Source organism: Pseudomonas danubii, assembly GCF_042980055.1.
Lineage (GTDB): Bacteria > Pseudomonadota > Gammaproteobacteria > Pseudomonadales > Pseudomonadaceae > Aquipseudomonas > Aquipseudomonas danubii.
The window spans coordinates 4,121,194-4,141,291 of sequence record NZ_CP116502.1; the positions used below are offsets into that span (position 1 = coordinate 4,121,194).

The window sequence follows — 20,098 nt, forward strand, 5'->3', positions numbered from 1 at the left end:
GCGCGAGGGCGCATCCGTTTCCTAGGCTCATTCGCAGGATTGTTGTCTCGGCGTTAAAGGGGCGAACTGATGAGCATGGAGATCCTCGACATGGAGTCTTTGCGGCACCTGCCGCTGGCCGCCCTCAGCGACGAATTGCAGTTATTGCCGCGTCTGCTGGCGGGCGAGCAGCGGGCCTTTCGGCAGCATCAGGCCGCCGTGGCCGGGGTTGAGTCACCGGATGCTGGATTGTCCTGGTCGGCCTGCCCCGCAAAGCCCTTGCGGTTGGCGTCATCTCTTTAGTTCTCCCAATCAACCAGAAGAGTGGTTTCGAAATCCTGGCCACCGTAAAAAAGGCCCAAGATGACAACCTTCCGGGTCTCGACGGCAAAGGCGATCACGACCCGCTTGCGATAGTGTGTGATACGCAGGCCGGGGCGTATGTCATCCCGCTGGTTTCCCCGTTGAGGAAAGGTCTGCAGCGTTTGGCAATGGCTCACGATGGCGTCGGTATAGCGCTGGGCAATGTTTGGCGAGGCTGCCGTGGCTATATAGCGATAGAGCGCGGTTAGCTGCTCCAGAGCTTCTGGAGCAAATTCGACGGTGTGCGTCATTCCAGTTTGTTGCGGGCGTTCTGGTGCTCTGCTGACAACCGAGCACGGACCTGATCGACACTGAGTGTGCGTGAAGCGTCCGCTTTCAAGGCATCGTAGGCGGTTGCCACTTGGCCGGTGAGCCAGCTTTCCATGGCTCGATCACGAGCCATCAATGCCCGCAGGCCATCGCGTATGACTTCACTTTCGCTGGCATATTCACCAGTAGCGACTTTGGCTTTCACTGCGTCGGCCATCTGGTTTGGCAGGGTGATGCTGAATTGCTGAGTGCTACGCATGGGGAGTTTCTCCAGCTGAGTAGGATTTAATCCTACCCTCGCGCCGAGCAAAATGCATAGAACCCCTCATGCATGGGCTGTACCCGTCCGACTGAAGGTTGTACTCCTCTAGCCGCGCCGCGCCATCAACAGCACCGACGCCGCCCCCGACAACAGCACCGCGCAGGCGCGATTGAACAGGCGCTTGCCCCGGGGTTCGGCGAACCAGCGGCGCAGGTGCAGGCCCATGTAGGCGTAGGCGCAGATGGCGATCCACTCCAGCCCCAGGAACAGTGCGCCCAGGGTCAGGAACTGCGGGCCCATCGGCTGCGCCGGATCGACGAATTGCGGCAGGAAGGCGGTGAAGATCAGGATCGCCTTGGGGTTGCCCGCCGCCACCAGGAATTCCTGGCGGGCCAGGGCCCACAGGCCGACGCGGGCCGGGTCATCGGCCACTTCATTGCCGGGGTTGGCACGCCACAGTTGCCAGGCCAGGTACAGCAGATACCCCGCACCGAGGATCTTGATGGCATGGAACAACAGTTCCGACGTCTGCAGGACCACCGCCAGGCCGGCGGCGGCCAGGGCGATCATGGCGGCGAAGGCCAGCAGCCGGCCGCTGCCCGCCAGGCACGATTGCCGATAGCCATAACGGGTGGCGTTGCTCACGGACAACAGGTTGTTCGGGCCAGGGGCCATGTTCAGGGCGAAACAGGCGGGGATGAACAGGCTCAGGGTGGCGAGATCCATACAGTCTCCGGGACAAGGCAAGGGAACGGGCCCACGCCATCGGCGACCTCGGGGCTGGCCGGGACGTTGTTGCGGCGGGGGTCGATAAAATACGGGCCGCGTCGGGCGGGAGGCAAGTGCCTGGTTCGCGGTGCATCAAGGCTTGGCCAAGGTTGAGCGGGGAGGAGAGGCAGTGACAGTGATCGGGCAGGGCGACGGCAAGCCCCTCTCCCGGTGCCGACAGGGAGAGGGGCAAGGCACTCAGTTGATATTGATGTAGGGGTCCCAGTCGCAATAACCCACCACCTGGTTGTCACTGTCGACAATCATGAAGGCCCAGGTATAGGTGATGCTGCCTTGGCGCACGGCGCGGCCTTCCCAATAGAAATTCTTGACGCTCTGGGCGATGGGCTGCCCGGATGGATTGCTTTGATTGATGATCGGCATGGGCGTGTGGTTCAAGACCACCGGGGTGATGTCTTGCACGTAATTGGGGTTCTGTTGCGTCACTACCGGCGACGTCTGGGTGTACTGATACAGCAGCACCGTGTGGTACAGCCCCTCGGACAGGCTGGTGCTGCGCCAGTGGATCAGGTCGCCCTCCTTGAGGTTGACCGACAGTTCATCCGTACCTTCGCCGACTGGGGCGTTGTTGCGTCTGGCAACCATGTAGATCGCCTGACTGGAGAGCCTTACCCCGCCGGTGGTGAAGTTGTAGAGGTGGCTGGGCTGCGTCGGGTCGCTTTTTTGCAGGTTGAATGTTTGGCCGCTGTCGAATTGTTTGCCCTGGCTATTGAGAATGGTGTCCACATCAATGGTGACCATGATGTCGATGATGTTGTCGTTCATGTCCAGCTCCCTGCTGTCGCGTTAGATGCCTGGAGTGCCCAGGCAAACAGGCAATCGAGTTTCCGGGCGCGGCCACTGAGCATCGGTACCCGGGCCCCGGTTTGCCGGGCTTCGAGCTTGATGCACTTCCGTGAAGTCGCGAGTGGAATCTAGATCCTCAAGACGCTTAGTCAAATGGCCCGCTGTAAAAAGAGCGAGCACAAGACGAGCGGTGCAAGGCCAGGGGCAGGCGTCCGCTTGGGCGCCTTCGATCAGGCTGCGCCCAGGTGCTGGTCGAGCCATTGCGCCGCCTGAGTGGCATGGCTCAGGCCCAGGTCGTGGTCGGCCCCGGGCATGATGCGCAAGAGGGCTTGTGGCAACAGTCGGGCCAGACGCTGACCCACCGCCACCGGGCTGATGGGATCGCGGTCGCCCCACAGCAGCAGTACCGGCATGGGCAATTCCCCCAGGCGCGGGCCGAGGTTGCTGCGATCGTCGACAAACCAGCGGGGCAGTTGCGGATAGGCCGCGGTGTAATCCTTGCGCCAGTTACTGGCGCCCAGGTCGGACATGTCGACGCCGCCGGAGGTGACGCTCAACACCAGATGGGTGATCAGCTGCGGCCGCGCCAGGGCCGCACGCACCGCAATGATGCCGCCCATGGACTGGGCCACCAGCGCGGAGGGCTGGTCGATGCGTTGCAGCACCAGGTCCACCAGATCGTCCATGCCCTGCACATCAGCCCGCGCCGGGGTGTCGCCAAAACCCGGCCAGCCCAGGTGCACCTGGCGCGCCGGATGGCGCAGCTGCGCGGCCAAAGGTTGCCAGAATTGACGATTGCCCGAGGCGCCGGGCAGGAACAACAGTTGTTGGGGGGCTTGGGGCATGGCATCGCTCCGGGTCCATGGGCGGTGGGTTGAACCCTCGCGCTGACAGCAGGGTCGCGCGCGGCGCTAGAAAGTACGGTGCTCGGGTTGCGCGAGCAAGCGCTGTATCAGGCGACCGCGGCTCGCCATGCCGCCGCCCCGGGATCGGCCGCGACGGTTTATCATGCTGCGCTGCCGCCCGTTGCCCGCGCGACCAGGGGCTGCTCTTTTCGCCCACCGTGGAGGCGCCCGCCATGCCCGATCTGCAAAAGCCTGCTGCTATCCCTGAGTTCCCCGTGTGCCACGCCCGTGGTGGCACCTCCACCGGGCTGATCCTGGCCCGCGAAGCGCTGCCCCGGGACGAAGCCTTGGTGGAAGAACTGCTGCGCCACCTGATGGGCGTGCCGCTGCACGGCGAGTGCCCGGGCAATACCCAGATCACCGGCCTGGGGCGCGGCGGGCCCACCAGCAACAAGGTGTTCATCGTCGAGCGCCGCCCCGGCGAGACACGGATGATCAGCACCCTGGCGCAACTGGCGGCGGGCAAGAGCGCCATCGACTGGAGCGTCAACTGCGGCAACATGTCCGCGGCCCTGCCGTTGTACGCCCTGCAACGCGGCTGGCTGGAGCCCGGGGAGGGCGGTGGGCAGATCGAGATCTACAACAGCAACACCCAGACCACGATGTATGCACGCCTGGGTTTTAGTGACGGACGCCTGCTCAGCGACACGCGCATTCCCGGGGTCAACGGCGTGTTTCCCGGGGTCGACCTGTTTCTCGACAAGCCGGTGGGGGCCAAGACCGGCGCGCTGTTTCCCACCGGGCAACGGGTCGACCTGCTGGACGGCATCGCCGCCACCTGCATCGATGTGGCGGTGCCCATGGTCATCCTGCGCGCAGCGGACCTGGGCCAGACCGGCGAGGAAAGCCCGGCCGAACTGGACGCCGACTTGCAGTTCAAGGCGCGTCTGCTGGAACTGATGGTGCTGGGCGGGTTGCGCATGGGCCTGCGCCAGCGCGACGGCCGCCTGATGAGCGCCGACGACCTGCGGCGCAGCGAAACCATCCCGAAGATCTGCATCGTCAGCCCGGCGCGAGAAGGCGGGGATATCGCCACCCGCTACTTCACCCCACAGAACGCCCACCCGTCCCTGGCGGTGTCCGGTGGCTGCTGCCTGGCGGCGGCCTGCCTGGCCGAGGGCACCGTGGCCCACGCCCTGTTGGCGCGGGCGCCGGTGCTAGGCGAGGAGCCGGGCGAATACCCGCTGGCGATTGAAAATCCCGCCGGGGTGCTGGAGACCCTGATCAATGCCCGACAGGTGGCCGGGGAGCTACTGATCGACGGCGCCGCCTACCGGCGCAGCGCGCAGATCCTGTTGCAGGGCAGCACACCGCTTTACAACGCCTCGCCCGAACTGACCGCCGCCCTTGGCGCCGCACACCGCGCATGACCCCACCCCGCATCCGCTTCATGTAGCCGCTGCCGAAGGCTGCGAACGAGCCGCAGGCTCGCCAGCGATCTCGCAAACCCATGGGGGCTTGCGCAGCTCCACCCGCAGCTTGGGCGGGGCCCTGAATGCCAAAGGCATATCAGCGACCCTCGCCGCCATGAGGAAGAAACGGCGGCACTTTCTGCCGCAACAACTGGATCAGCGCCGGGTCCATGAAGTCGTAATCATCGGGGATGTTCAGGCACACAATCTGCTGCTCGCGCAGTTGCGCCTTGAAGCGCTTGCGCAGTTTTTCCCGGTGCCGGGTTTCCATCACCACAATCAGCCCGGCCCATTGCACCAGCTCCGGACCCAGGGGCACTTCGGCATCGTGGTTGAGCCCCGCCGAGGCGGTTTCGATCCCCGGCCAGTCGGCGAACAGCTGCTCGGCGGTGGGGCTGCGCAGCTTGTTCTGGCTGCAGACAAACAAGACATTGAGCATTGGGCCGAACTCCTTGGCACAGGCACCCGGCCCGTGGAGGGCAGGGCAAAGGCGCTGATTTTTCGGGGCTTTTACTGCACTGTCCAGCAACTTGTGGCGGGCCGGACAAATTGCATTGGTCGGCGCCAGTTGCCCGCCATGCGCCGCGCCTGCGAAACTGCCCGCCCCTTTACTCGCATCGCCCAGGCCATGTCCGTAGCGCTGTTCACCTCACCCCATCTGGGCCTGGCCCTCAGGCGCTGGCGCCTGTTGCACCGGGTCAAGCAACAGCATGCCGCCGAGCTGTTCGGCGTGGCGCAGTCGAGCATTTCCCGTTGGGAAAACGGCCAGCAAGCCATGGAACCGGCCGAGCGCGCGCGCCTGGAACAGTTGCTGGCGGCCAACCTCAGCGCCGCCGCCGATCAGGCCCTGGCGCGGCTGGTGAACGACAGCCCGCGCGCCGTGCACCTGGTGTGCGACCTGACCCACCGCCTGCTGGCCTGTTCAGCGACCCGCGCCGGGCAGTTCGGCGTGCCCTTGAGCGAGTTGCTGGGCCAATCGCTGTGGGGCTTTTGCACCGAGGAAATCACCCGCAAGGAAGCCGCCCTGGATGACCTGGGCTGGCGCGAAGTGCTGGCACCGCCGTCCGTGGAATTCTTCAGCGGCCACAACGATTCGGCCATCGTGCCCATCGCCCCCAGTCAGTGCCGCTGGACCCGCCTCAACCTGTCCGACGGCAACGCCGTGCGGCTGGTGGAAACCCTCTGAAGCGCCTGTCGAGGCCACGCCACGCATATTTTATCCGTGGACCGGGCTCCGGCCGCTGACTAGTCTGGTAAGCCATCGCCCGCCGCCCCACGGCGCGGGCCTCGTTCACTTGCAGCAGGCTTGTCCATGACCCCCGAACTTCTCAGCGGCCGCCTTGAGTTCCTCCGTGAAGCGGAAAAACTCAAGGACGTGCTGCGCAGCGCCCACACCTCCAGCGGCCGCCAGGAAAGCACCGCCGAACACAGCTGGCGCCTGTGCCTGATGGCTTTGCTGTTCGAAGACCAACTGGGCGAACTGGACCTGCTGCGGGTGCTGAAGCTGTGCATCGTCCACGACCTGGGGGAGGCCATTCACGGCGACATCCCGGCGGTGGCCCAGGCCGGCCACCCGCACAAGAGCCAGCAGGAGCGCGAAGACCTGCAACTGCTCGCCCGAGCCCTGGACGCCCCGGCCCACCAACGCCTGCTGGACCTGTGGGATGAATACGAAGGCGCCGCCAGCGCCGAGGCGCAGACGGTCAAGGCCCTGGACAAGCTGGAAACCCTGCTGCAACACACCCAGGGCCAGAACCCGGCGGACTTCGACTACCGCTTCAACCTCGGCTACGGCCGCCGCTACACCGATGCCAGCCCGTTGTTCCAGGCCCTGCGCCAGCAGATCGACATCGACACCCAGCGTCGCCTGAACGCCCAGGGCTAAGCCGCTGTTGACAATCTGCTGCGCTGAGTTCATGGGGCGTTAAACAAGCCTGAGCATCGCTCGCCAGAGGATGAACAGGCTCCAGGGGGCAGGGCGCCCGCTGGGAGCCTGGCACCTGTCATGGTTTTTTTCTGCCAGGGTCATCAAGCGAAGCTATTTTTACCTTCGCTTGTCCTTCACTACGCTGTTCACACGGTTGTCCAACCCGGGGCCAACGTCGAGCGGCAGGTTTCCGATGACCGAAGGAGTGACCCATGTCCAACGAATCCAAGTGTCCGTTCAAACACACCGCCGGCGAAGGCACCAGCAACCGTGACTGGTGGCCCGGCCAACTGAACCTGAAGATCCTCCACCAGCACTCGCCGCTGTCCGACCCGATGGCCGAGGACTTCGACTACGCCGCCGAATTCAAGACCCTGGATCTGGCCGCGGTGAAGCGCGACCTGCTGGCCTTGATGACCGACTCCCAACCCTGGTGGCCGGCGGATTTCGGCCACTACGGCCCGCTGTTCATCCGCATGGCCTGGCACAGCGCCGGCACCTACCGCATCGCCGATGGCCGTGGCGGCGCCGGGGGCGGGCAGCAGCGCTTCGCCCCGCTCAACAGCTGGCCGGACAACGTCAGCCTGGACAAGGCGCGGCGGCTGATCTGGCCGATCAAGCAGAAATACGGACGCAAGATCTCCTGGGCCGACCTGATCATCCTCACCGGCAACGTCGCCCTGGAATCCATGGGTTTTAAAACCTTCGGCTTTGCCGGTGGCCGCCAGGACGTCTGGGAGCCGGAAGACCACGTCTACTGGGGCAGCGAAACCACCTGGCTCGGCGACCAGCGCTACAGCGGCGACCGCGAGCTGGAGAACCCCCTGGGGGCGGTGCAGATGGGCCTGATCTACGTCAACCCGGAAGGCCCCAACGGCAACCCCGACCCGCTGGCGGCGGCCCGGGACATCCGCGAAACCTTCGCCCGCATGGCCATGGACGATGAAGAAACCGTGGCCCTGATCGCCGGCGGCCACACCTTCGGCAAGACCCACGGCGCCGGCCCCGCGACCCACGTCGGCCCGGAACCGGAAGCCGCCGGTTTGGAAGAACAGGGCCTGGGCTGGAAAAGCAGCTTCGGCACAGGCGTCGGTGGCGACGCCATCACCAGCGGCCTGGAAGTGATCTGGACCACCACCCCGACCCGCTGGAGCAACGACTTCTTCGACCACCTGTTCGGCTTCGAATGGGAACTGACCACCAGCCCCGCCGGCGCCCACCAATGGCGGCCCAAAGCCGGCGCCGGGGCCGACAGCGTGCCCGACCCCCACGACCCGAATAAACGCCGCACGCCGTCGATGCTCACCACCGACTTGTCGCTGCGCTTCGACCCGGCCTACGAGGCCATCTCCCGGCGCTTCCACCAGCACCCCGAGCAACTGGCCGAAGCCTTCTCCCGGGCCTGGTTCAAACTCACCCACCGCGACATGGGCCCGCGCGCCCGCTACCTGGGCCCGGAAGTGCCGGCCGAAGAGCTGATCTGGCAAGACCCGATTCCCGCCGTGAACCACCCGCTGATCGACGCCCAGGACATCCAGCAGCTCAAGGGCCAGATCCTCAATTCCGGCCTGTCCGTGGCGCAACTGGTGTCCACCGCCTGGGCCTCGGCCTCGACCTTCCGCGGCTCGGACAAGCGCGGCGGCGCCAACGGCGCGCGGATTCGCCTGGCCCCGCAGAAAGACTGGGAGGTCAACCAACCGCAGCAACTGGCCCAGGTGCTGCGCGCCCTGGAAGCGGTGCAGAGCGCCTTCAACAGCGCGCAAAGCACTGGCAAGCGCGTGTCCCTGGCGGACCTGATCGTCCTCGGCGGCTGCGCGGCGGTGGAACTGGCGGCGAAAAATGCCGGCTACAGCATCAGCGTGCCCTTCGCCCCGGGGCGCATGGACGCCAGCCAGGAACAGACCGACGTCGAATCCTTCGCCGTGCTGGAACCGGTGGCCGACGGCTTTCGTAACTACCTCAAGCCGGTTTCCGGCGTCACCGCCGAAGCCCTGCTGGTGGACAGAGCACAACTGCTGACCCTGACCGCCCCGCAACTCACCGTGCTCCTGGGCGGCCTGCGGGTGCTGGGGGCCAACGTCGGGCAATCGCCCCACGGCGTGTTCACCGCGCGCCCGGGCACCCTGAGCAACGACTTCTTCGTCAACCTGCTGGACATGGGCACCCAATGGAAACCCCAGTCCGAGGCCCGCGACCTGTACGAGGGCAGCGACCGCGCCACTGGGCAATACAAATGGAGCGGTACCCGGGTTGACCTGCTGCTGGGCTCCAACTCGCAACTGCGGGCCCTGGCCGAGGTGTATGCGGCGGCGGATGCGGGTGAGCAGTTCGTGAAGGACTTTGTCGCCGCCTGGGACAAAGTCATGAACCTGGATCGGTTCGATTTGCGCTGAGAGGTTTGCAAACCGGGTAAAACGACAACGCCTCCCTAGGGAGGCGTTGTTGCAGAGCGCTCGCGGCATTTCAGTCACGAGCGCCGCCGATCAACGAGCACCGCGCTTGCAGCGCCCGCCCGACGCTCTACTTGGCCTTGAGGTACTCATTGAGAAACGCCTGGGCATCGCCATAGCTGGACAGGTTGCTGTCATAGCCCACCTTCAGCGGCTTGGCCTCACCCGGCAGATGCAGCTCGCCATAGCCTTCCTGAAGTAGCAGCACCACGAACTTCTGCCCGTCCACCTGAGTGAAGTAACGGGTGTCGCGATCGGTTTGCTCCACGTTCATTTTCTGAATGCGCATGTTCCAGTCGTGGTCGGCGTCTTCCACCTGCACCAGCGCCTGATTGGCGCTGCGCTCACCAATGCGCAAGGTCCAGACCTTCACCCCGTGCGGCCCGGTGTAGGCCAGGATCTTGTCCGCCACCTGTGGCCGTTCCTCGGCCTGGGCCAGCCCGGTTCCCAGTACCCACGCCATGACCCACGCGGCCGCCAAACGGTAATAAAGCTGCATCCTTCTAGCTCCTGAACATGAAAAGGGGCGGTTATTGAAGCCGACCCGTGCGGCGCTGCCAAGCACCCAGGGCAACAGGCGGGATAAAAAACCTTCGCGCACAACCCACGCCGAGCCGCCTGCGAGTGGGTTACCATCCGCCGCCTCGGCGCCCCGCACGCGCTTGAGCGATGCACTGGCCCGGCAAGGCCGCCGGTCAACTTCTCGCCTCATCAGGACCCAGCCCCATGAGCCAACTCACCGCACTGATCGCCCAAGCCCAAGCCGGGCTTTCGGTCCAGCAAAACATTCCCCAGGAGCGCTGGGAGGCCATCGCCACCCAGTGCGGCGCCGAGGAAATCGCCGAGATCCAAACCCGCATCGCCTCACTCAAGGCAGACAGGGAAGCCGTCGAAGACTGGGACGGCGACACCCGCGATGACCTGTATTTCGCCATCGCCCACTTCACTCGGCTGCTGGAACTGGCCACCGCCCACGCACAAGGTCAATGAACATGTCGGTTGACAACACAACGGATTATTTCGAGAGCAGCGACGGCGCCGTGCGCCTATGGATAGAGCAGGGCAGTGCCATTCATCTCAAGGCCATCAGCCCGCACAACGATCCGGTGGAACTGACGGCAGAACAGGCCCTGGAACTGGCCCAGGCACTGCAACGCCTAGCCAACGCCTTGTCGACTGAATGAGCGCCACGCTGCGGCTGACGCACACCTCGCGCCCGAGCCCACTCAGACAAAATCCGCGGGTTCGAAGCGCTCGCTGGTGTCCATGCGGATAGCACGCAGGCCCAGCGTCTGCAGATGGGACTCATACAGCCCCTGGGCGCAATAACTGATCAGCAAGCTGCGACGGCGCGCACCACTGGCGTTCAGACTGGCCCCATGCACCAGATCGGCATCGAACAGCAGCACGTCCCCCGCCTTACCCGCCAACTGCACCACCCGGGATTCATCACTGAAATCGAAGGGCGCCAACCGCTCCTCGGGGCGATGACTGCCGGGCACGATGCGCGTCGCGCCATTGGCCGGTCCATAGTCATCGAGATAGACCAGCGCCGTGACCCGGTCACCGAGGCGCTGCTCCGACAGATCCCGGTGCAACACCTGATGACCGCCCCCCGCCAACGGCTCGCGGCCCTCCACCTGAGCCAGAAAAAAGCCTTCCCCGATCAACTCCCCGGCCACCGCCAACAGCGCCGGCAAACGACACACCGCCTGCACCCGTGCATCCAGATCCACCAACGCATGACGCCAGTCCGGCCCCCGAGGCACCGGCCATTGCTCCGGCTCAATCACCCCCGCCTCGAACGTGGCCCGCAGCTCATCCAGCCAGTCGGCGGGCAGCGCCTGACGCAGCAACAGGTAACCGTTTTGATGGAGTTGTTCGCGGTCGATCATGAGGGGGCAGATGTCCTTATCCGGGGTGGGGGAGAGCATAACGGCTCGCTAATCCTAGCGACATAACCGGCTACGGTTTAGCGGTTGCCCCAGCGTGAGCAGACCGCCTAGTCTGCTGCGGTCGCTGCAAAATCAGCGACCGGGCCTGAGAACCCGATCAGATAAAGGCACATTGTTGATCAGGGAGTTTCAATCATGTCTGCCGGTAATCTGTGTGAAGTTTGCTGCTGTTCCTTTCGCCTTCCTCCGCTCAAAAACCTCTGCTGCCAGACCTTGGCGGGAGGTGCACGATGAGCAACTCAACACCCATCAAAACCCAAGGTTTTGTCACCTTTGGCCAATGTGCCGATCCTGAACTAACGTTGTTCCGCGTCAATGCGGATGTGCCTTTGCAGCAGGCGTTGGAGCAGGCTTCGACGTTGTTGTACTACGCCAAGAAGTTAGCGCTGGATGCTGCTATGGAAGAGCAGGGGGAGCGGTATGCGTGGGCTTCGCACTTCTTGGCGGAGATGGGGAAGGCGGTGATTGATGATGTGGGGTTGGGGGTGGGGGAAGAGGGGTCGAGGGAGAGGCTTTGAGTTAGGGCTATACCGTAATAAGTAGATAGAAACGCCGCTTATTGTTGGTTGGTAAGCGGCGTCTTTATGATTTGATGAGGTGGCTTTCTGCCAGAAGCTGCCTGTCATGAGCGAACTGTTCTCGGCCCGGAGCGGACTTTTGCTTTTGCCTATCCGACGTTTTATATAACCTCGGAAAAGTCTTTCGAACACCGCGTTGCAATATCTAGGATCCCAATATGCAAGCTGACCAAAATAGGCTACTCGCCCTCGCATTGCTAGAGATCAAGCTTTTACTTGTTGATTATCTGGGTAGCGCTGTAGACGCTCCGATGAGTGTTCGTGTGGCGGCGCATATTGCTTATGCACTTCATAATGAGGCGGAGTCTGTTTACACCAATGCTGACTTTGCGCTCGATGGTGCATCCCAAAAAATTGCTGCGATCGATCAGATTTTAGGTGTCACTAACGGCGCCGCGCTATTGAGCAGATTTGATATCAAAACTTAAGTCATTCCAGATAATGCTAAGGCAGGGTGACTGCTTTTGGGCAGAAGCGGCGAGTCAGATCATCCGTTCTTCGACATCGCGTTGTTGTATTGGAGCAAAGCACCATGTCATATGGCTGACCAGCCCAAGAAAGCACGCATCTTTGCGGCTATCACTGCGATGGCTCATGTGCGGCTTGCAAAAACTATACTCTCGTGCTGAGCGGTTTACTGGCATGTGGTCCACTTATGAGTGAGGCTTTTGTGAGCGATTACGATTTTTCGCGGCTAAACGACAAAGAGTTCGAAGTCTTTTGCGCTGACCTGCTGAGTGCGAGGGAGGGGGTCAGGTTCGAAAGATTCAAGCCCGGACGTGACTCCGGAGTGGATGGTCGCTTTTTTAGGTCCGAGGAGGATGAGTGGATTCTCCAATGTAAGCATTGGGTTTCGACGCCGTTAGAAAAGCTCGTTAAATCTATTGCGGATTCTGAAAGTCTTAAAGTTCAGAAGTTATCACCAAGTCGATATATTTTAGCCTTGTCTCATTCGCTGTCTCGTAACGACAAAAAAATTTTAATGCAGAAGCTTTCGCCATTCGTTTTGTCTCCAGTAGATATACTGGGTCGAGAGGATTTGAGTGATATATTGTCGAAGTATCCAGATGTTGAAAGGCGGCACTATAAGCTCTGGATTGCTAGTTCGAATGTTCTTACGTATATGCTTAATAAGCCAATGCATGATAGGAGTCAGTTTGAGCTTAGCGAAATCATTGAGGTCTCTAAGTTATATGTAGCTACAGGAGATCATAATCGGGCAATTGATAAACTGGAGTCCACGAGTGTTGTTATCATTACGGGTCCAGCTGGCATTGGTAAGACAACATTGGCTGGGCAACTAATTTTAAAGTACGTCGCAGACGGCTTTGGGCTTTCGGTCATTTCTGATGATATTAAAGAGGCTGAGAATGTCTTCGATCCTGACTCGAAGCAAATTTTCTATTTTGATGACTTTTTGGGTCGCAACTACCTAGAAGCACTTTCTGGCCATGAGGGCGCCAAGATTGTGGGTTTTATTAGACGCATAGTCAAAAATCCCCAAAAGCGTTTTGTATTGACATCTCGAACCACTATTCTCAATCAAGGAAAAATTTTAAATGATGTTTTTCATAACTCAAATATAAGTCGAAATGAGTTTGAGATTAAACTTGAATCTTTGGTAAAGATCGATAAGGCCAGAATTCTTTATAATCATATCTGGCATTCTGAAATAGATGCTGAATATGTTGAGCAGTTGTACTCGCATAAACGTTATCGAACTATTATTGACCATGGGAATTTTAATCCTCGGCTGATTCGATTTATCACCGATGCCCAGCGATTGGAGGATGTCCCGCCAGAGTCTTACTGGTGTCATGTAACTGGGTTGCTAGATGATCCCTCTCAGGTCTGGGATCATCCATTTCAAGCACAACTGGATGACTGTGGCCGTGCCTTGGTTTTGCTGGTCGCTATGAACGGGCGCCTGATTACCGAGCATGAGCTGTCAGAGTCATTTGCCCGATATCTAGCGAACCCTGGAGCCGCCAGTCTTACAGGGAAAAAAGATTTTCTACTAAACCTCCGTCACCTATCTGGTTCGATGCTCACGAGATTTGTAGTAGGCGAAAGTCAGCCTTTTGTTCGGCTATTTAACCCGTCTTTAGGTGACTTTGTACTCAATAGATATGCCAGTAATGTTCCTGTTTTGCGGCAGTGCTTTGGTAGCCTGAAGACACAGGCTTCATTGAAGACACTGAAGGATATGTTGGATAATAAGATAATCAATGCGGGTGTGGCTGCTGAAGTGATAGGACATGTCTTTTCATCCGTTGCAAATATAAGTTTTCTTGGGTCTAATTCCGAATTTTTAGCGCAGTTATGTATCGTAAGGTCTGAGCTGGGTAAAAAATTTAACTTGTCGGATCAAAGTCTTTTGAAAGCCATTGACTTTATCGCTGATGAGAAATGTGGGGTGCACTTCTTAGCGTCAGCACGAGTGCTCTTGTGGGCGCTGCGCAATGGCTGTGTTGATAAAGTTGCTGTGGAATCATTCTTGGAAGGGGCTTTTACCAATGGCCAAAGTTATGACGAATTACTGATTTTAGGTCAGTTGGTAAAATGCTTTGAAGTTGTAGAACATCAATCGCTTTACGATGCATATGACCAAGCCATCACAGAATATTTGATCGCGTCAGTTGAAGATGAGTTTCCAGGTGCGGAGATATTTTCTGATGGTGGTTCGCAATCAACAGCGCGCAGAAAATTTATGGAGCTAATGGATGAAAAGGCTCATGAGTTGGGGGCTAATGATTCATCCAGTGTGGCTGATAGTGTTATGGGCTATATTGATGTGGATAGGTTTTACGATAAATATTTTTTTGAAACAGAGCATGAGCCAGATTATGAATCTTACAGAGAGCAACGCATGAGCTGGTCTGAGCGATCGTTTAGTGCTATCGATCCAATTGACGATCTTTTCTCGCGTGATTAAACGAACTATGAGTCGTTCTCTGCGGGTCGGGGCTAATGTCCATCGGGTCGATCAAACGACTACTCTGGACCGAGGGACTGAATCGTAGCCAAGCGCTTCACCTCTGCGGCTCCGAAGCTTCTCGGTATCGATGCGTTTCCGATACGAAATCGATAAACGCCACTGCTGCGGCAACCGCAAGCCGAGCATGCCTAGGCTGCAGCCCGCGATGTTGGCCGTCCTTGCCATGTCCGGTACCATACAGCCCTCTTAACTGTGTGAGATTGCTGGTCAACTGAGTGAGGTTGCGGAGGATATTTTTGATGTTTTCAGCGCCCTTAGCTGCTTCACTGACTCCTTCAGGAACCAACTGCAATGCTTTGGTAACCTTCTTCGTCAGATTGCCTAGGTCATCAGTCTTCGTGAACGGAATTTCTCGTTTCGTGAGAATGGACTTGCAGCAGCTTTCCACCAGTTCTTTGGCTGTCCCGATCGCCAATTCGGGGTCTGAATCGACGGCATATTCCAGACGCTCAATTTGCTTCGCCATCCATCCAGCGCTCAACGCCTCGACAACTACTCTCGCTCGCATGACTGACCTGGCTACGTTCGCTTCTGTCGAAGCGCTGCTTATCAACCGGTAGGAAAAGCGTGGGCGGCCGGCGATTTGCTGCTCTTGGTACAACTCCCAGCCGGCGTTCCGGAGTTGATCGTTGAAGTGCTCAACAAGCTTAATCGCCTCATCCCGTTGGGGGCGAACTACGGGGTGCACCGTTTCGCAGAGAAACCGGAGAAATGCCTCAGCACTCCCATCGAAGAGGTTGAATCGGGAGTCACTGAAGATCCAGTCATCCTCCCAGTCATCGTTGTTATAGCGATGCTGCCAAATGTCGCCGACGGCGTCTTTGTAGCGACTGTCCGTGGAAGGAAGGGTTTCAAGTTCATACAGCCGACTCAGAAACTCAACATCATTGAGCTCCCCATACCACTTCACGTCCTCTAGACGCAGTCCGTCCGTGATGTTTTGTCGCACTGATCTCGGCAGGTTGGAAGACTTCCCGGAACGCCAATCCGCATGGAATTCACGTGCAGGTACGATCAGCGCCGAGTACGCGTCTTTTTGCTCGTACTCGGTTACCGTCCTTATCGCAGCTGTGATCCTTTCCTGAAGCTGGGCCCGTTTGACCCCGAGCTTGGCGTACTCCAACGCAGGAATGATGAATCGGATATCCCAATAGTTGGTTCCGCCATTCCAGTTGTCGTTGCCCGTCAGTTCCGCATTCGCAGGATGGCCGCGTACTATCTCAGCTGCCTCATTAGCACCCTCTGCACGCAGAACCGCGTACACCGTCGCTAAAAGCGGCTCAATCTCGGTTTGCTCCATACGGCCCCCATTCCAGATAACTGAGAGTCATCGTAGCTAGTAGGAAGGGACATCTACTACCAAAATTAGATGTGTCGGTGAAAAAGCCAAACCCGAGGCCTGGTACTGCATACAACTACGCTAGCCTCGGGTGAAGTGACAACAGAAAAGCAGATATTCTCTGCATCAATCTAAAGGCTGCTTATCCAAACGCTCTGTTTAAGGGACCAGACATGACCGTTGAAATCACCGAGTTCAGAAAATTGTTAGAAGCCGGGCGGTGCTATCTGGAAGGCACCGCCGCCCTCGCGGAGCTAAACGGTCGAGTCAGGGCAACATTGGAGGCCGGACACTTCTGGGGAGCAGCAGCGCCACTAATGAACGTCACCCGAAACTGGGAACACATGATTAACCGCGCCTGGAATGAAATGGGCGAGCAACGCGCTCCGCTGACCGAGGCCCAGTTCAGCGAGTGGTTGCGGCAGCAGTTCTACTTCCCAGTCCGTGACAGCTAGTTTTCAGTAAACGAAAGAGCGGTGCATTGCGCTTCCGCTCAGTCGCTCCCGTCAAAACGTCGGCGGCGTTATCACCCACAACACCACCGCATCCTCCTCCCCAGGGTTCCCATACTTATGAGGTTCCTGGCTGGAGAAACTAAAGCTATTCCCCTCACTCAGCTGAAAATACCGTTCCCCCACCCACATCTCAAAGCTCCCCGACAGCACATACCCGGCTTCCTCGCCCTCATGGCTATAACTCTCCTTGCTGTACGTCCCCAGCAGAAAACGCGAGTGCAGAAACACCAACTGGCGGATCGGCTAACGATATTCGCAGCAGACTATTTGATTGCTCTCTGCCATGGCATATCGCGGTGGCTGCGAACTGCAGTCCAGCCAGGTTGAAGGTCAGCCAGGTCAATGATACTGGGATCAAGTTCGACTATAGACTTTAAGGATACGAGAAGAGCGTCAGCCATCTCGATGTCTTCGCCTGTTAGAAATGACCATGCTCCGTCTTCGAAGTCTCGGACAACAGCAAGAATAGGTTTATGACCATCAAGAATTGACCGCATAGTGAGGCAGGCAACATTCGGTGGAGCATCAAAAAGCCAGAGCGCAGAGCCTTCCATAGTCGCTATGTATCCTCGTCAAACGTCGTCTTGTGGTAGACGGCTGTCGTTCGGTGGCACCTCGATTCAAGCAGTGCCTTGGTAGATCAATTTCGACCTTATTCATCAGATATTGACTACTCGATCCTAGTCTCTAGTAGAGACAGACCTCCAGTCTGCGAGGTCGAAAGTAGCTTTTACCCCAACCCTCAAAACGTCGGCGGCGTAATCACCCACAACACCACCGCATCCTCCTCCCCAGGATTCCCATACTTATGCGGTTCCTGGCTGGAAAAGCTAAAGCTATCCCCCTCACTCAGCTGAAAATACCGTTCCCCCACCCACAGCTCAAAACTCCCCGACAGCACATACCCGGCTTCTTCTCCCTCATGGCTGTAACTCTCCTTGCTGTAGGTCCCCGGCGGAAACCGTGAGTGCAAAAACTCCAACTGCCGGGTCGGTTGTGGGGTCAACAGCTGATCAATAATCCCGTTCTCATAATTCACCTGCAGCCGCTGTTTCTTGCGCACTACATAGCCCTGATCCTCGGGCGCGGTCTGGGTTTCGCTGGCGAAGAACCATTGGATGGTCACGCCCAGGCTGCGGGCGATGTTGAACAGGGCGGGGATGGAGGGGTAGGCGAGGTTGCGTTCCAGTTGGCTGATGTAGCCGGCGGTGAGTTCGCTCTGTTGCGCCAGTTCGCTAAGGGTCAGGCCGCGGCGTTTGCGCAGGCCGCGGATGCGGGTGCCAAGAAACTGTGGGCCGCCAGGGGCTTGGTTGTCGGTGCCGGGCTCCGCTGCGGGAGGGCGGCTCGCGGGCGGCGTCTTGCTGCTGGGGTTCATGGCGGGCTCCGGACCAGGTGAACGGGCGCGTCCGGGCGCCCGTCCTGCAAAAGCCCTGGAGTATAAAGCAGCCTCAAAGCGCCCAGGCGACTTTCAAGCCTTCATGGATGGCTTCTTCCACGGTGCGCGGTGCCAGGCAGTCGCCGATGCGTTGGAAGGGCACCAGGCCTTTGAGCTGTTGGCCGAGGTCGTCCACGGATTGGTGGCCTTGGCACAGGACGAGGCTGTCGACATTTTCCAGCAGCATGGGTTCGCCGCTGGCGGTGTGTTGCAGGTACACGGTGCTGTCGTCGCAGCCGTAGAGGCGGGCGTAGGGGATGATCGGGACCGCCAGTTTGTGCAGTTCGCCGGCCATCTGGTCGCGCACGTACAGCGGCAGGCTTTCGCCGCAGTGGGTGCCGTTGACCGCCAGTTGCACTTGGTGCCCGGCGCGCACCAGGCGCTCGGCGATGCCGGGGCCGATCCAGTCGCAGCGCCAGTCGGCCACCACTACGCTGCGGCCCAGTTGCACTTCGTCCCGCAGTACTTGCCAGGCGTCCACCACTTGCAGGTCGCCGCCGCGTTCGAAGTTCGGCCAGTAGGGTTGGGCGCCGGTGGCAATGATCACGTGGTCGGGGTTTTCGCGCTCGATCAGGGCGCGGTCGACTCGGGTGTTGCGCACCACTTCGACACCGGCCAGTTGCATTTCCCGTTGCAGGTTGGTGCTGGCGCCGCCGAATTCGCTGCGCCGGGGCAGCAGTTGTGCCAGTTGGATCTGGCCGCCCAGTTGCGCGCTGGCTTCGTAGAGGGTCACGCGGTGGCCGCGTTGCGCGGCGACGGCGGCGGCTTTCATGCCGGCCGGGCCGCCGCCCACCACCAGGATGCGTTTGCCGCGGGCGCTGGGCTTGGGCTGGCCGTAGAGCAGTTCGCGGCCGGTTTCCGGGTGCTGGATGCAGGAGATCGGCAGGCCCTTGTGGAAGTGGCCGATGCACGCCTGGTTGCAGGCGATGCAGGCGCGTACGTCCTCGGCTCGGCCGCTGTCGCTCTTGTTGGGCATTTGCGGGTCGCAGATCAGCGCGCGGGTCATGCCGCACACGTCGGCCTGGCCCTTGGCGATGATCGCCTCGGCTTCCTGGGGCTGGTTGATGCGCCCGGTGACGAACAGCGGGATCGACAGCCCGGCCTTGAAGGTGCCGGCTTCCCGGGCGAGATAAGCCGCTTCCACCGCCATCGGCGGCACGATGTGCACGGCGCCGCCGAGGGAGGCGGAGGTGCCGGCGACGATGTGCACGTAGTCCAGTTGCCCTTGCAGCAATTGCACGGCGGCCAGGGATTCGTCTTCGGTGAGGCCTTCGGGGTCGCGTTCATCGGCGGAAATGCGCAGGCCGATGATGAAATCGGCATCGGTGCTGGCGCGCATGGCGCCGAGGATTTCCCGAATAAAGCGCAGGCGCTGTTCCAGCTCGCCGTTGTAGCCGTCGGTGCGGCGGTTGACCCGCGGGTTGATGAACTGCGCCGGCAGGTAGCCGTGGCTGGCCACCAGTTCCACGCCGTCCAGCCCGGCCTGATGCAGGCGCCGGGCGGCGTCGGCGTAGCCCTGGATGATCTCGTCGATCATGTCCTGGTCCAGGGCCCGGGGCATGACCCGGAAGCGTTCGTTGGGCACTGCCGAAGGGGCGTAGGCCACTGCCAGCAGGCCGTCGGCGGACTCCATGATTTCCCGCCCCGGGTGGAAGATCTGCGACAGCACCACGGTGCCGTGGGCGTGGCAGGTTTCGGCCAGGCGCCGGTAGCCGTCGATGCAGGCGTCGTCGGTGGCCATCAGCACGTGGCTGGTGTAGCGCGCACTGTCGTGGACCCCGGCCACCTGCAGCACGATCAGGCCCACGCCGCCTTCGGCCCGGGCGCGGTGGTAGGCGATCAGCTGTTCGTTGACCAGGTTGTCGGTGGGCATCGAGGTGTCGTGGCCGCTGGACATGATGCGGTTCTTCAGGCGTTTGCCACGGATCTGCAAGGGTGCGAACAGGTGCGGGAAGGCGCTGGTCATTGCGGTGACTCCAGGCGGGCCAAGGGCAGGGGAGCACAGCCTTGGCGTTGTTATTGTTGGCCTATCAAAATTTACCGCCAGTAAAAAATCAACTTGTTTTTTTACTAAGGCTTGCAGTAGCTTCGACCTGCGCCCGCTTTTGGCGCGAACCTCACAACAATAAAAAAGG

22 protein-coding genes and 1 pseudogene are annotated in these 20,098 nt (G+C 60.1%); 11 read left to right on the plus strand and 12 right to left on the minus strand.

The genetic code is table 11. The annotated features are described in order from the left end of the window. The first annotated feature begins 69 nt into the window (after positions 1-69). Positions 70-282 (plus strand): hypothetical protein, encoded by a 213-nt coding sequence (locus PFZ56_RS19125; protein ID WP_123393888.1) that lies wholly within the window; start codon positions 70-72, stop codon positions 280-282. Here PFZ56_RS19125 and PFZ56_RS19130 read toward each other — a convergent pair. From PFZ56_RS19130 to PFZ56_RS19150, 5 genes are all read right to left on the minus strand, one after another. Continuing rightward, the gene (locus PFZ56_RS19130) at positions 279-593 is read right to left on the minus strand and encodes a type II toxin-antitoxin system RelE/ParE family toxin (protein WP_102879704.1); all 315 of its coding nucleotides are present in this window, start codon (positions 591-593) and stop codon (positions 279-281) included. The genes PFZ56_RS19125 and PFZ56_RS19130 overlap by 4 nt on opposite strands. Next, entirely contained in the window at positions 590-871 is a 282-nt protein-coding gene (locus PFZ56_RS19135) for a type II toxin-antitoxin system ParD family antitoxin (RefSeq protein ID WP_102879703.1), read from the minus strand. Before PFZ56_RS19135 ends, PFZ56_RS19130 begins: the two co-directional genes overlap by 4 nt. Positions 872-979: 108 nt before the next feature. Further along, positions 980-1,600 (minus strand): LysE family translocator, encoded by a 621-nt coding sequence (locus PFZ56_RS19140; protein WP_110653541.1) that lies wholly within the window; start codon positions 1,598-1,600, stop codon positions 980-982. Positions 1,601-1,840: 240 nt separating this feature from the next. Next, positions 1,841-2,428, minus strand: a complete 588-nt coding sequence (locus PFZ56_RS19145; protein ID WP_170004248.1) for an AidA/PixA family protein — start codon at positions 2,426-2,428, stop codon at positions 1,841-1,843. A 251-nt stretch (positions 2,429-2,679) separates the two neighbouring features. After that, positions 2,680-3,294, minus strand: coding sequence for an alpha/beta fold hydrolase (locus PFZ56_RS19150; RefSeq protein ID WP_170004250.1), 615 nt, complete (start codon positions 3,292-3,294; stop codon positions 2,680-2,682). Positions 3,295-3,527: 233 nt separating this feature from the next. On the opposite strand from PFZ56_RS19150, the gene PFZ56_RS19155 reads away from it, so the two are divergent. Then, positions 3,528-4,724, plus strand: coding sequence for a PrpF domain-containing protein (locus tag PFZ56_RS19155; RefSeq protein ID WP_170004252.1), 1,197 nt, complete (start codon positions 3,528-3,530; stop codon positions 4,722-4,724). A gap of 139 nt (positions 4,725-4,863) precedes the next feature. Here PFZ56_RS19155 and PFZ56_RS19160 read toward each other — a convergent pair whose 3' ends face one another. Continuing rightward, complete coding sequence (locus tag PFZ56_RS19160; RefSeq protein ID WP_170004254.1) at positions 4,864-5,205, minus strand: low molecular weight protein tyrosine phosphatase family protein; 342 nt, start codon at positions 5,203-5,205, stop codon at positions 4,864-4,866. A 189-nt stretch (positions 5,206-5,394) separates the two neighbouring features. Here PFZ56_RS19160 and PFZ56_RS19165 point away from each other — a divergent pair, with 189 nt between their 5' ends. From PFZ56_RS19165 to katG, 3 genes are all read left to right on the plus strand, one after another. Beyond that, on the plus strand, positions 5,395-5,952 hold the full coding sequence (locus PFZ56_RS19165) for a helix-turn-helix transcriptional regulator (RefSeq protein ID WP_170004290.1): 558 nt from the start codon (positions 5,395-5,397) through the stop codon (positions 5,950-5,952). Positions 5,953-6,078: 126 nt separating this feature from the next. Then, a complete protein-coding gene (locus PFZ56_RS19170) occupies positions 6,079-6,651 on the plus strand; it encodes an HD domain-containing protein (protein ID WP_170004256.1) in 573 nt (190 codons plus the stop codon). Positions 6,652-6,905: 254 nt separating this feature from the next. Beyond that, positions 6,906-9,086, plus strand: a complete 2,181-nt coding sequence (gene katG / locus PFZ56_RS19175; RefSeq protein ID WP_170004258.1) for a catalase/peroxidase HPI — start codon at positions 6,906-6,908, stop codon at positions 9,084-9,086. Between the two features lie 127 nt (positions 9,087-9,213). Here katG and PFZ56_RS19180 read toward each other — a convergent pair whose 3' ends face one another. Further along, entirely contained in the window at positions 9,214-9,642 is a 429-nt protein-coding gene (locus tag PFZ56_RS19180) for a hypothetical protein (RefSeq protein ID WP_170004260.1), read from the minus strand. A gap of 227 nt (positions 9,643-9,869) precedes the next feature. On the opposite strand from PFZ56_RS19180, the gene PFZ56_RS19185 reads away from it, so the two are divergent. Continuing rightward, positions 9,870-10,133: a hypothetical protein gene (locus PFZ56_RS19185; protein WP_170004262.1), complete on the plus strand. Its 264-nt coding sequence runs from the start codon at positions 9,870-9,872 to the stop codon at positions 10,131-10,133. Between the two features lie 2 nt (positions 10,134-10,135). Continuing rightward, positions 10,136-10,327, plus strand: a complete 192-nt coding sequence (locus PFZ56_RS19190) for a DUF6360 family protein (RefSeq protein ID WP_262379848.1) — start codon at positions 10,136-10,138, stop codon at positions 10,325-10,327. 42 nt (positions 10,328-10,369) lie between these two features. On the opposite strand, the gene PFZ56_RS19195 is transcribed toward PFZ56_RS19190, so the two are convergent. Further along, entirely contained in the window at positions 10,370-11,038 is a 669-nt protein-coding gene (locus PFZ56_RS19195; RefSeq protein WP_170004292.1) for a phytanoyl-CoA dioxygenase family protein, read from the minus strand. A gap of 290 nt (positions 11,039-11,328) precedes the next feature. On the opposite strand from PFZ56_RS19195, the gene PFZ56_RS19200 reads away from it, so the two are divergent. The 3 genes from PFZ56_RS19200 (at position 11,329) to PFZ56_RS19210 (ending at position 14,611) form a co-directional block, all read left to right on the plus strand. Further along, positions 11,329-11,616 carry a DUF3077 domain-containing protein gene (locus PFZ56_RS19200; protein WP_170004266.1) on the plus strand — a complete coding sequence of 96 codons (288 nt, stop codon included), beginning with the start codon at positions 11,329-11,331 and terminating at the stop codon, positions 11,614-11,616. 218 nt (positions 11,617-11,834) lie between these two features. Next, complete coding sequence (locus tag PFZ56_RS19205; protein ID WP_170004268.1) at positions 11,835-12,104, plus strand: hypothetical protein; 270 nt, start codon at positions 11,835-11,837, stop codon at positions 12,102-12,104. A 242-nt stretch (positions 12,105-12,346) separates the two neighbouring features. Continuing rightward, a complete protein-coding gene (locus PFZ56_RS19210) occupies positions 12,347-14,611 on the plus strand; it encodes a restriction endonuclease (protein WP_170004270.1) in 2,265 nt (754 codons plus the stop codon). A gap of 97 nt (positions 14,612-14,708) precedes the next feature. Here the strand turns inward: PFZ56_RS19210 and PFZ56_RS19215 are convergent, their stop codons facing one another. Beyond that, positions 14,709-15,974: an abortive infection family protein gene (locus PFZ56_RS19215; protein WP_170004272.1), complete on the minus strand. Its 1,266-nt coding sequence runs from the start codon at positions 15,972-15,974 to the stop codon at positions 14,709-14,711. Between the two features lie 212 nt (positions 15,975-16,186). Between PFZ56_RS19215 and PFZ56_RS19220 the strand changes: the two genes are divergently transcribed. Continuing rightward, positions 16,187-16,468, plus strand: coding sequence for a hypothetical protein (locus PFZ56_RS19220; protein ID WP_170004221.1), 282 nt, complete (start codon positions 16,187-16,189; stop codon positions 16,466-16,468). Between the two features lie 51 nt (positions 16,469-16,519). Here PFZ56_RS19220 and PFZ56_RS19225 read toward each other — a convergent pair. From PFZ56_RS19225 to PFZ56_RS19235, 3 genes and pseudogenes are all read right to left on the minus strand, one after another. Continuing rightward, positions 16,520-16,771, minus strand: a pseudogene (locus tag PFZ56_RS19225) (cupin domain-containing protein); the annotation flags it as partial. Positions 16,772-17,270: 499 nt separating this feature from the next. Further along, positions 17,271-17,903, minus strand: a complete 633-nt coding sequence (locus PFZ56_RS19230) for a cupin domain-containing protein (RefSeq protein WP_047304621.1) — start codon at positions 17,901-17,903, stop codon at positions 17,271-17,273. A gap of 73 nt (positions 17,904-17,976) precedes the next feature. Next, positions 17,977-19,929 carry an FAD-dependent oxidoreductase gene (locus tag PFZ56_RS19235; RefSeq protein ID WP_170004274.1) on the minus strand — a complete coding sequence of 651 codons (1,953 nt, stop codon included), beginning with the start codon at positions 19,927-19,929 and terminating at the stop codon, positions 17,977-17,979. Positions 19,930-20,098 lie beyond the last annotated feature (169 nt).